8 protein-coding genes are annotated in these 10,001 nt (G+C 64.8%); 3 read left to right on the top strand and 5 right to left on the bottom strand.

Going from position 1 to position 10,001, the window contains the following annotated elements:
• Positions 1-36: 36 nt before the first annotated feature.
• From ODR01_RS24260 to ODR01_RS24250, 3 genes are all read right to left on the bottom strand, one after another.
• The gene (locus tag ODR01_RS24260) at positions 37-903 is read right to left on the bottom strand and encodes a carbohydrate ABC transporter permease (protein ID WP_316980298.1); all 867 of its coding nucleotides are present in this window, start codon (positions 901-903) and stop codon (positions 37-39) included.
• Between the two features lie 77 nt (positions 904-980).
• Entirely contained in the window at positions 981-2,363 is a 1,383-nt protein-coding gene (locus ODR01_RS24255; protein WP_316980297.1) for an ABC transporter substrate-binding protein, read from the bottom strand.
• A 65-nt stretch (positions 2,364-2,428) separates the two neighbouring features.
• On the bottom strand, positions 2,429-3,334 hold the full coding sequence (locus tag ODR01_RS24250; protein ID WP_316980296.1) for a dihydrodipicolinate synthase family protein: 906 nt from the start codon (positions 3,332-3,334) through the stop codon (positions 2,429-2,431).
• 260 nt (positions 3,335-3,594) lie between these two features.
• Here ODR01_RS24250 and ODR01_RS24245 point away from each other — a divergent pair, with 260 nt between their 5' ends.
• From ODR01_RS24245 to ODR01_RS24240, 3 genes are all read left to right on the top strand, one after another.
• Complete coding sequence (locus ODR01_RS24245; RefSeq protein ID WP_316980295.1) at positions 3,595-4,515, top strand: IclR family transcriptional regulator; 921 nt, start codon at positions 3,595-3,597, stop codon at positions 4,513-4,515.
• Between the two features lie 88 nt (positions 4,516-4,603).
• On the top strand, positions 4,604-5,059 hold the full coding sequence (locus ODR01_RS25325) for a Gfo/Idh/MocA family oxidoreductase (protein WP_394356870.1): 456 nt from the start codon (positions 4,604-4,606) through the stop codon (positions 5,057-5,059).
• A gap of 162 nt (positions 5,060-5,221) precedes the next feature.
• Positions 5,222-6,556, top strand: coding sequence for an IS5 family transposase (locus tag ODR01_RS24240; RefSeq protein ID WP_316980294.1), 1,335 nt, complete (start codon positions 5,222-5,224; stop codon positions 6,554-6,556).
• A gap of 101 nt (positions 6,557-6,657) precedes the next feature.
• Here ODR01_RS24240 and ODR01_RS24235 read toward each other — a convergent pair whose 3' ends face one another.
• A complete protein-coding gene (locus ODR01_RS24235; RefSeq protein WP_316980293.1) occupies positions 6,658-8,295 on the bottom strand; it encodes an FGGY-family carbohydrate kinase in 1,638 nt (545 codons plus the stop codon).
• 3 nt (positions 8,296-8,298) lie between these two features.
• Entirely contained in the window at positions 8,299-9,816 is a 1,518-nt protein-coding gene (locus ODR01_RS24230; protein WP_316980292.1) for a hypothetical protein, read from the bottom strand.
• Positions 9,817-10,001: the final 185 nt, after the last annotated feature.

Raw genomic sequence — 10,001 nt, 5'->3', positions numbered from 1 at the left:
ACCTGATCAAGGGGCTGGCCTAATTTTGGACGCCGATCACCCCCTCAGGTGGCCGACTTTTGCACGCCGCTCCACAGCGACTAGTGCCACCAGGCAGACGGTGATCGCGCTCGAGTAACCGATGTAGCTGAAATTGAAGGCCTGGACGAACGTGTAGTAATTGGTGATCTCGGTGACGGTCCCGGGGCCGCCGTCGGTCAGGATGTAGATAAGGGGAAACGCCTTGATGCTGTCGATCAGGCGGAACAGGCCCGCTACCAGGAGGGATCCCTTGAGATACGGTAAGGTGATGTAGCGGAAAGTCTGCCATTCGGTGGCGCCGTCGACCAGTGCCGCCTCGATCCATTCATCCGGCATCAGTTTGAGGGCGGCCAGGATGATCAGCATCGTGAAAGGGAACCATTCCCACGTATCGGCGAGAATGATAGCGCCAAGCGCCATCCTGGCGTCGGTGATCGGCGACGGCACCGACAACCCGAACGCGGTGAAGAGCCACCAGAACGGACTGATGTCGGGCGAGTAGAGGACTTTCCAGATGATCGCCACCACGATCGGCGGGAGGACCATCGGGATCAGGAACGCGGTGCGGATGACCTCGCCGGTGAGCGGCCGCGCGTGGACGACCGTTGCCGCCCATAGCCCGAGTACCAGCTGCAATCCGACGGTGAAGAACGACAACTTCGCCTGGGTCCACAGGCTCTCGCGAAGCCGCGTGTCGGAGAGTAAGAGCCCGTAGTTGGCGAGCGGTTTCGAGAAATCCGAAGCGCTGCTGGGATTGGTCAGGGTCAACGGCGTCAGGCTAGTGACCACTAGGTACAGCACAGGGAGAAGCGTGATCAGCCCCAGGAAACCGAGCGCCGGCAGCACGAGGCGCCAGAAGAAGCGCCTCTTCTGCTCGGCCAAGCTATCATTCGCCCGGCCCGCCAACGGCTGTGCCGGGACGGCCGTCCCGCTCCCGGAAAGCCCGACACCGGCCATCCCTAGAGCACGCCGGCTTTCTTGAGGTCCGCGATCGCCTCCTGCTGGGCGGCATCCATGGCAGCCTGGGCGCTCTCCTGCTTGGAGGCGATGCGCTCGATCGCCTTGTTGATCTTCTCGCCGACCTGCGGGAACACCGGCAGGATACGGTAGGCCATGTATCCGAGCTTGCCCGCGTGTTCGACGGTGTCGAGGTAGAGCTTGGCGACGTCCTGGCCGTTGACCGTCATTGCCTCGCGGGTCTGGGGATCCTCAAGCACGGAGCGCCGGGCCACCGAAAGCTGGCCCTTCTCGAACGCCATCCGCTTCACGTTCTCCTTCGAGACAGCCCACTTGATTAATTCCCAAGCGGCCCGCTTGTTCTTGGCACCTGCCGGAATGCCGTAGCCCTGCGAGTTGACCGCCGGGAACCAGCCCGCCGAACCTCCCGGGAACAGGCCATAGCGGACACTGTCGCGAACTTGGCTCTCCGGGGACTTGCCGAGCGGCAGCAGCCAGTCGAGCGACTGGGTGCGGATGTTGACGCGACCGGCGAACTGCGCCCGCTGCACCTGGTCGTCCGTGAACGACAAAACACCCGGTGGTCCGTACCTGGTGAGCAACTCGGCATAGTAGGCCGCGGCCTCGACCGCCTCGGGCGAGTTGAGGTCGGGGGTGGGGTCCCCGCTTGGGTCTTTGAAGATCTTGCCGCCCATCCCCATCAGGAACGGCGGCCACTGCCAGTGATGGAGCTTGTCGTTGCCGTAAGCCGCCGTGCCCGGCTGGTGGGTTGCTGCGCAGACCGCCTTCAACTCTGCAAAGGTGGTCGGCAATCTCATGCCCGCCTTCTCGATCAGGTCGCCGCGGGCGGCCGCCATCATCTGCACGCCGGTCACCCAGGCGAAGCCGTAGGTCTTGCCCTCCCTGTCCCTGAGTGCGGTCTGGGCGCCGCTGATGAAGTCGTCGGCGTCCCACGCCGGCGGAGTTGCGTTCGGGTCTTTCACGAATTCATCCAACGGATGCAACCACTTGGACCCGACCCAGCGGCCGGAATAGGGGAACGTAATGTTGCAAAAATCGTAGGCAGAGCCTTTGGTCGACAGCTCGAGGTCCATGCGCTGGTTGTAAACGGGGAAGGCCTGGATATCTAGATTGACCCTGATCCCCGTCAGCTTCTCGAACTCCGGTAGGAGTTCGGCGATCCCGGCCTGGAAGGCATGCTGGAACGCCGCGCCGTTGAGGGTGACGCCGGAGAACTCCTTGGTCTGACCCAAGGCCGCCGGAGCCTTCAAGACGCCGACCAATCCGGCGGCGGCTGCACCGAGGAGTAGCTCACGGCGATGGATCTTGGCCGCTCCGAGCGTCGCGGCGGTCGTCGTCTTCATCTGATCGGTTGTGTTGGCCATCCTCAATCCTCCTCTGGTCTCCTGTCATCGACAATGAACGTTCGAGCGGGTACGGGGCCGGGCCTTCAGATGACCGCCTCCGCCCGTTTGAGGGCCGCCCGGATCCGCTCCGCCTGTTCCGGCGGCACCTTGTTGAAAGGGGAGCGGCACGGGCCGACGCGCCGCCCCTGCATATTGATCGAGAGCTTGACGCCGGCAGGCCAGTTGAAGCGGCTGATCTGGCTGCAGACATCGGTGACGGCGAAGTGGAGTTCCTGCGCCCGCCTGATGTCGCTGCGCTGGAGCGCGTCCCAAAGGATCAGGGAATGCCGGGGCAGGATGGCGGCGGCTCCCGAGATCGATCCGGTCGCGCCAAGTGCCAGCCCGGGATAGAGCAGCCAGTCGTGTGCCCAGGTGACCGAGATCTTGTCGCCGATGGTGGCGATCAGTTCGCCGAGCGTCTCAAGCGAACCGCCGATGCTTTCCTTGGTGGCGATCAGGCCGACTTCCGGCGCCGCAGCGAGACGCCTCATCAGCGCCGGGGTCACCGGCACATCGGTCAGCACGTTGTAGACGATGATCGGTAGGCCAGTCTCGCTATGGATAGTGGCGTAGTAATCGAACAAGCCGTCATCGGAGCAGATCTGGTAGATCGGCGGCGTGACCATGAGGGCCTGAGCACCGGCGTCGCGCGCGATCTTGCCGCGCTTCACCGCCTCGCGGGTCGACGTGGTGATGATACCCGCAATCACCGGGATTTTGCCCCGGACGACGTCCTGCGCGGTCTTGACCAGGAGACCGATTTCCTGCGGCTCGATGGCGTGCCCCTCGCCGGTGCTGCCGCCGACGCAGACGCCGGTGACACCAAGCGACAGGTTGAATTCGACCTCGGTTCGCAGCGCGGCCAGGTCCAGTTCCTCGTTCTCCGTGAAAGGGGATACCAACGGCGGGAAAATGCCGCGCACGTCTTCCTTGGTAAGGGGTCGCACCATGTCGTTTCCTCGTCCAGAATGTCGATCCGAAGAGGCGGGCTTGTCCAAAATATGATATATTTGCCCGCTATGCGGACAATGTATTCGCTCCAATCTCATTCTGCAAGCATGCTCTTGGATGCATGGTGACTAAAGGCTTGATGCCCATCAGGGAATTGCCCGTATTCCGGTCAAGGCCTATGTTGAGCCTTGCTTGAACGCCCGGTTTGGGGATAGTCGGTATTCGGGCGGACCGGACGGTGCCTGCGGAGTGTGTGTGCATGGACAAGAAGCCTCGGTCGACCGGCGCTTTGAGCGCTGGCGCCGATACGACGACAAGCGCAGAACCCGGCGAGCGGCAGGAATCCCGGGACGGCAACGTGCGCTCGATCCTCAAAGCTGTGTCGGTCCTCGACTGCTTTAGCCGGATCGACCGTCAGCTCTCGGTCGCCGAAATTGCTGCGCGGATCGGCATTCCCCGGGCAACTGCGCATCGCATCGTCGCCACACTGCAAGAGGCCGGCCTGCTCGAACGCGAACGTGAGCGGGATCACTACCGTCTCGGACTGAAGCTGTTTGAGTACGGAACCATCGTGCTGTCGAACATGGACCTCCACCGCGAGGCGAATCCGTTTGTTGAGGCTTTGACCAAGGTCAGCGGTGAGGCGGTCCACCTGTGCGTGTTCGACGGTATGCAGACCACGATCATCGATCGTACCGAGCCTGAGCGAAGCCAGCGGCACAATACGATCGTTGTGCTCGAGGCCTCGCCTGCCCATTGTACGTCCACCGGCAAGGTCGCCCTCGCCTTCCAGGGCGAAGAGGTCATCCGGAAGGTGATCGCGATGGGGCTGCGCCGATATACCGCAAATACGATCACCGATCCCGAGTCGCTGCTGAACGAGCTCGATCTCATCCGCCGGCGCGGCTACGCCATCGACAACGAGGAGAAGGACGTGGGCATTCGGTGCGTCGGAGCGCCGATCCGGAACCTCTCAGGGCGCGTGTTTGCCGCCATGAGCGTGAGCGGTCCGGCCCGTCGGATCACCCCGGCCCGGACCGAGCAGCTGGCGCCCATGGTGATGCACTACGCCGGGGCGATTTCCGCGCAACTCGGTTATCGGCAACCCGGGGATGCGGACCGCAGCGGACGGGTTTTCCCAATCGACCTCGATACATCGTCGGATGGAGGGCAGCGCTGATGGACGCTGACCGCCTGCTTCGTGTCGGGTTGGTCGGCTGCGGCCGGTTCATGAACGGCTCGCTGTTCCCAGCATCCGGCTCGCCCCTATGCGGGTGGTCGCGATGTGCGACCGCAATCCGCCCAAGGCGGAGGCCACTGGCCGGTCTGCGGGAGCCGAGCGGATCTACACCGCACCCCACGAAATGCTCGAGCGCGAGTATCTCGATCTCGTGATCATGACGGTTGGACTGGAGGCCTACCCTGCCCTCTCCGAGCAGGCGATGCGTGGCGGCATGCACGTCTACGTCGAGAAGCCACCGGCGCGCCGCTCGCTTCCTTGTCGCCAAGGTCAAGGATCGGCACGAGAACATCCCCTTCGAGTGCGAGGCCGAAATCATCGTCAGAAAGTCCTCGGGGCCACCGCCCAAAGATTGAAGGCCCCGGGGCTGATGCTCCGGCCGGCCCCCCGTTTCACAAAGAGCGTCTGGGCTGACGTTGGTTTTGGTGCCACCTCCCCCCTAGTAATGATGATGACATGGCAACACGTAGAGAGTCGCCTGTGAAGAACGCCGATCCTGTTGAGTGGCAAGGGTTTTCGGGCGTAGGGAAGTAATGGGGATTGCAGGAAAGCCGGGATTTTTCTCGGCTTTCTTGCGTTTTGGGATTCCGGTTTTGAGCGGTTTGTGATTCGATTCTCCCCGGGGGTTTTGTTGGGAGGCTCGGAGATGTCGAGACCGAAGGACGAGCGGCAGAAGGACCTGTTTCGGCCGGCCCTGGAGGTGATCATCGACATGAAGCATCCGCTGGTGGCGCTGGCCGGGGCGATGGACTGGGGGTTCCTGGAGCGCTCGCTGGGCGACGTCTACCGGCCGGGTCCGGGGCAGCCACCGTTGCCGGTGCGCCTGATGGCGGGGCTGATGATCCTCAAGCACATGCACGGGCTGAGCGACGAGGCGCTGTGCGCCCGCTGGCTGGAGAACCCGTATTTCCAGTACTTCTGCGGCGAGGAGACGTTTTGCCACGAGATGCCGTTCGACCGCTCGTCGCTGACCCGCTGGCGCCAGCGCCTCGGCGAGGAGCACCTGGCGGCGCTGATCCAGGAGAGCCTGTCGGTGGCCCACAAGACCGGCGCCCTTTCGACCAAGGACCTGGAGCGGGTGGCGGTGGACACCACGGTGCAGCCCAAGAACGTCGCCCATCCGACGGATGCCCGCCTGCACACGGCGATCGTCAAGCTGGCGACGCTGGCCAGGAAGGAAGGCGTTCCGTTGCGCCAGAGCTACGTGCGGGTGGCCAAGCGCGCGGCGATCATGGTGGGGCGCTATACCCATGCCCATCAGTTCAACCGGGCCGGCCGGCAATTGAAGTTCCTGCGCACCCGCCTGGGCCGGCTCATCCGGGATGTCCACCGCAAGATCGAGGGTAATGCCGAGCTGGAAGCGGCTTTCGCCGTCCCCCTGGGCAAGGCTCTGCAGATCCGCGGCCAGCGGCAGAACCAGCGCGGCTGGAAGCTCTATTCCTGGCACGCCCCCGAGGTCGAGTGCATCGGCAAGGGCAAGGCCCGCACCCCCTACGAGTTCGGCTGCAAGGTCTCCATCGTCACCCCGGTCACCGCGCCCAAGGGCGGCCAGTTCGTGCTCCACGCCAAGGCCCTGCACGGCAACCCGTTCGATGGCCACACCCTGGGGCCGATCGTCGCCGATCTTGCCGAACTCACCGGCGTCGAGCCCAAGCGCATCCACGTCGACAAGGGCTATCGCGGCCACAACCATCCCAACCGCTTCCGCGTCTGGATCTCCGGCCAGGTCCGCCGAACCACCGCCGCCATCAAACGCGAGATGAAGCGCCGCACCGCCATCGAGCCCATCATCGGCCACCTCAAGGCCGAGCACCGCATGGACCGAAATTACCTCAAGGGTCGCGACGGCGACCGCACCAACGCCGTCCTCGCCGCCGCCGGCTGGAACTTCCACCTTCTTCTGCGCTGGTTCGCCGAACTTTGGCGTGCCTTTTTCCGGGCCGCCTTCCCAAACCTATCCCGACAGCCCGCAACCGCATAATCAGGTCGCGGAAGCGGATACTTCACGGACGACTAGAGATGCCTGCGTAAACTGATAACCGATTAACCCTCACGCTGATCCATTAGCGTGACAGTGCCTCTTTATCCACGCATCATTCCCCGCCAGGCCATGAAGTCGTCGTACATGCGATGAAAGACGCGATGCTTGGCCGCGTGGAAGGCGGCGACCTTGCCGCCGGCCGGCTCGATCACCTCGCCGGCGCCGTTCATCGCCGCCATGGCGGCCAGCACGGACTCGAAGGCGCCGGCCGCCACCGCCCCGAGGATGGCGGAGCCCAGCAGCACCGCCTCGGGCTCCTTCGGCAGGACCAGGCGGCAGCCGGTGATGTCGGCGTGCTCGCGCAGGAACACCGGGTTCTTGGTGCCGCCGCCGCAGGCGAACACCGTGTCGATGGCGTAACCCTTGGCGTTCATGGTGTCGATGATGTGCCGGGTGCCGTGGGCCACCGCCTGGACCGCGGCGAGGTAAAGACGCGCCAGATCGTCGAGTGAGTCGTTGAGCCGCAGGCCGGAGACCACGCCCTTGAGGGTGGGATCGGCGCGCGGCGAGCGGTTGCCGTGGAAATAAGGCAGCACGTGCAGCTCGCGGGTCAGGGCCGCCGGGAAGTCAACGTCCTTGGCTAGGCGGTCGAGCCGCTCGTTGAGCAGGGCGTAGACGGTGCGCCCGCTCCGCTCGGCCTCGACCTTGAGCCCGGCGGCTCCGGCGTGGCTGAAGATCACGTGATCGATCAAGGCGCCGGTGGCCGACTGCCCACCTTCCTGCAGCCACAGGCTGGGCACCATCGCCGAATAGTAGGGTCCCCAGACGCCGGGCACGAACACCGCCTGGCGCGACACCGCCATGTGGCAGCTCGAGGTGCCGCCGATCAGGGCCAAGCGCCGCTCCATGTCCGCCGTCGTCGGCTGGGTACCGCCGAGCGGCGCCCCCAGCATACCCAGTCCGCCGGCATGGGCGTCGATGATGGAGACGCCGACCGCGGTGCCGGCAACCAGGCCCAGCTCGCCGGCCGCCGCCGCGCTCAGGCCCTGGCCCATGGCCTCGCCCAAAGGCCGCACGGTTTGGCCGATGCGGGCAAACCCCTCGTCGGCCAGGTCGCCCAGGCCGATGGCCCGGAAGTAGGCCTCGTCCCAGCGGTCCTCGTGGCCCAGGTAGGTCCACTTGCAGACGATCGAGCAAAGCGAGCGCACATCGGCGCCGGTCGCCCGCCAGGTCAGGAAATCGGGGAGGTCGAAGAACCGGGCGGCCCGCCGCCAGGTCTCGGGCAGATGCTGCTTCAGCCAGACCAGCTTGGGGGTCTCCATCTCGGGCGAGATGGTGCCCCCCACGTAGTCGAGGACCTTGTGGCCGCCGGCGTTGATCCGCGCCGCCTCGGCGATGGCCCGGTGGTCCATCCAGACGACGACGTTCTGCTCGTCCTTGCCGGACGGGCTGACCGTCACCGGACGACCGCCGTCATCAAGCGCCACCAGCGAGCAGGTGGCGTCGAAGCCCACGCCCTTCACCTGCCCGGGATTGATTCCGGCCTCGGCCAGCGCCCCTTTGACGGCCACGCAACAGGCCTGCCAGATGTCGTCCGACGACTGCTCGGCGAAGTCGGGTTCGGGACGCCACAGGCGGATCGCCCGGCTGGCCTGTCCCAGCATCCGCCCTGTCCCGTCGAAGACGCCGGCTCGGGCGCTGCCGGTGCCGACGTCGACCCCGACATAGCAGGCGGCCATGGCTCAGGCTCCCCCGAGGATGCGGACCTTGAAGCCCAGTTCCTGGCTGAGGGCGACCATCTCCTCGAAGATGTCGCCGTAGGCCACAGCCACGTGGTTGCTGAAGTAGTGGGCCATCAGGGTGTCGCGCGAGATCCCCAGGTCGGTGGCCATCAGCGGCCATTCGCGGGTGGTTCCCTTCCACCACGCCTCGCGCTTGGCCTCGGGCAGCTCGGCGACGGCGCCGCGGCCGACGTCCATCCATAGGTCGCCGCCCTTGATGTAGGCCCTCGACCACGTCACCTGGCCGGGCAGGCTAACGCCTGAGAAGGTGCCGCCCGGCACCGGGAAATAGCCGGCCGGCTGGCGATACGAATGGACGCCCTTCAAGGTGTTGGGATCGTGACTGAACGCATAGGCGCCGCTGGACCCGGAGTTCAGCAGCACCCAGACGAACCGCCCGGCGTGCTCGCCGCCCCAGCGGATGTCGTGGAAGAACACCGCCTGGTGCAGCCCCTTGGCCTTCAACAGCCGCTTCATCAGTTCCATGGGCACCAGGTTGCCCTGGTCGGCCTCGGTCGAGTCGACGATTGTATCGTTGTTTGATTCCGGACGGCAGGTCGAGTTGAACAGGCCCTCGGCGAAATCGGACGGCGGCCGCAGCCCGATCAACCCCAACTGATACTGCCAGCCCAGGCAGTCGGCCTTGAATTCGTCCATCAGATCGAGAACCACCAGATAGTCGCGAAGCTGTTCCTTGGTCGCCGCCTCGTCGAAATCCTTGGCCCCCTTCTCGCCGTAATGGAAGACGACACCCTTGCCCTTGACGAAGGCATAGGCGTCGTCGATGCGCTTGGCATCGATCGCGCGGCCTCGCTCGACGATCCAGGCCTGATCCACCTTGTGCTCGGTGAAACCGATCGGGTTCAGCAGGCGTGGGCCGAAATAGCCGTTGATCATTCCCATCGAGGTGTCGCCCAGCATCAGGGCCAGCACCCGGCGGTGGCGGATATCCGACGCCACATCGCCGGCCAGGGCCGCCGCCTCGGGCGAAATGGCCGCGTGATAACGGATCTCGTCTTCGGGATAGGCGATGCGCCCGGTCGAACACCATTCATCGAGGCGCGCCATGTAGGCAGCGTCCTTCGTCCAGTCCTCGGCCTCGGTCCACACCCGGCTGAACCGCCGCCCAACGCTTTCCAGACAGGCCCCAGAGTTGAGCAGGCCGACCAACCCCGGCCAGGTGCCCGAGAAATTGCTGGCCAGCAGCAGCGGGGTGTCCTTGCCGACCACCCCGTCCGTCGTATGCGGGCCGTACACCCAATGCACGTAGACCCCGATCAACGGATCGTCGACGGGCCCCAGTTTCTCGATCGCCTCGTGCGGCTTGGTCAGGTAGCCATCGATGCGGTACGACGCCCGTCCCAACTTGGCCAGCGCCTTTTCCAACTGGGCCGTCGCCCCGGCCATATGCGGTAGCGCCTGCTCATTCGGCTTGGCCCGATAGTCACCCGGCCAGAAAATGGCGATCCTGGAAGTCATGGCGTAATTCCCCCGTGTTGCTGGACTTGAGTCGCCCCCGCGTTCGAAAGCCACGACAAGAGATTCCGCACCCTATCAACTGAAAGGTGAGTTGCTGAAGTGGATGTTCGGCGTATCACAACGGTCACACCAATCACATTCTTCGAGATGTACACGGCAATCCAAACCAATTTCATACAGGTGCG

Source organism: Shumkonia mesophila (genome assembly GCF_026163695.1).
Taxonomy (GTDB): Bacteria; Pseudomonadota; Alphaproteobacteria; order Rhodospirillales; family Shumkoniaceae; genus Shumkonia; species Shumkonia mesophila.
Note: the sequence above shows the minus strand (reverse complement) of the source record. Positions and strands in the feature narration are given on the sequence as shown.

Bases quoted from the DNA above. Each gene is read 5' to 3' on its own strand.
- ODR01_RS24235 (WP_316980293.1), bottom strand. From the start codon at position 8,295: ATGGCCGCCTGCTATGTCGGGGTCGACGTCGGCACCGGCAGCGCCCGA.
- ODR01_RS24245 (WP_316980295.1), top strand. From the start codon at position 3,595: ATGGACAAGAAGCCTCGGTCGACCGGCGCTTTGAGCGCTGGCGCCGAT.
- ODR01_RS24230 (WP_316980292.1), bottom strand. From the start codon at position 9,816: ATGACTTCCAGGATCGCCATTTTCTGGCCGGGTGACTATCGGGCCAAG.
- ODR01_RS24250 (WP_316980296.1), bottom strand. From the start codon at position 3,334: ATGGTGCGACCCCTTACCAAGGAAGACGTGCGCGGCATTTTCCCGCCG.
- ODR01_RS25325 (WP_394356870.1), top strand. From the start codon at position 4,604: ATGCGGGTGGTCGCGATGTGCGACCGCAATCCGCCCAAGGCGGAGGCC.
- ODR01_RS24240 (WP_316980294.1), top strand. From the start codon at position 5,222: ATGTCGAGACCGAAGGACGAGCGGCAGAAGGACCTGTTTCGGCCGGCC.
- ODR01_RS24255 (WP_316980297.1), bottom strand. From the start codon at position 2,363: ATGGCCAACACAACCGATCAGATGAAGACGACGACCGCCGCGACGCTC.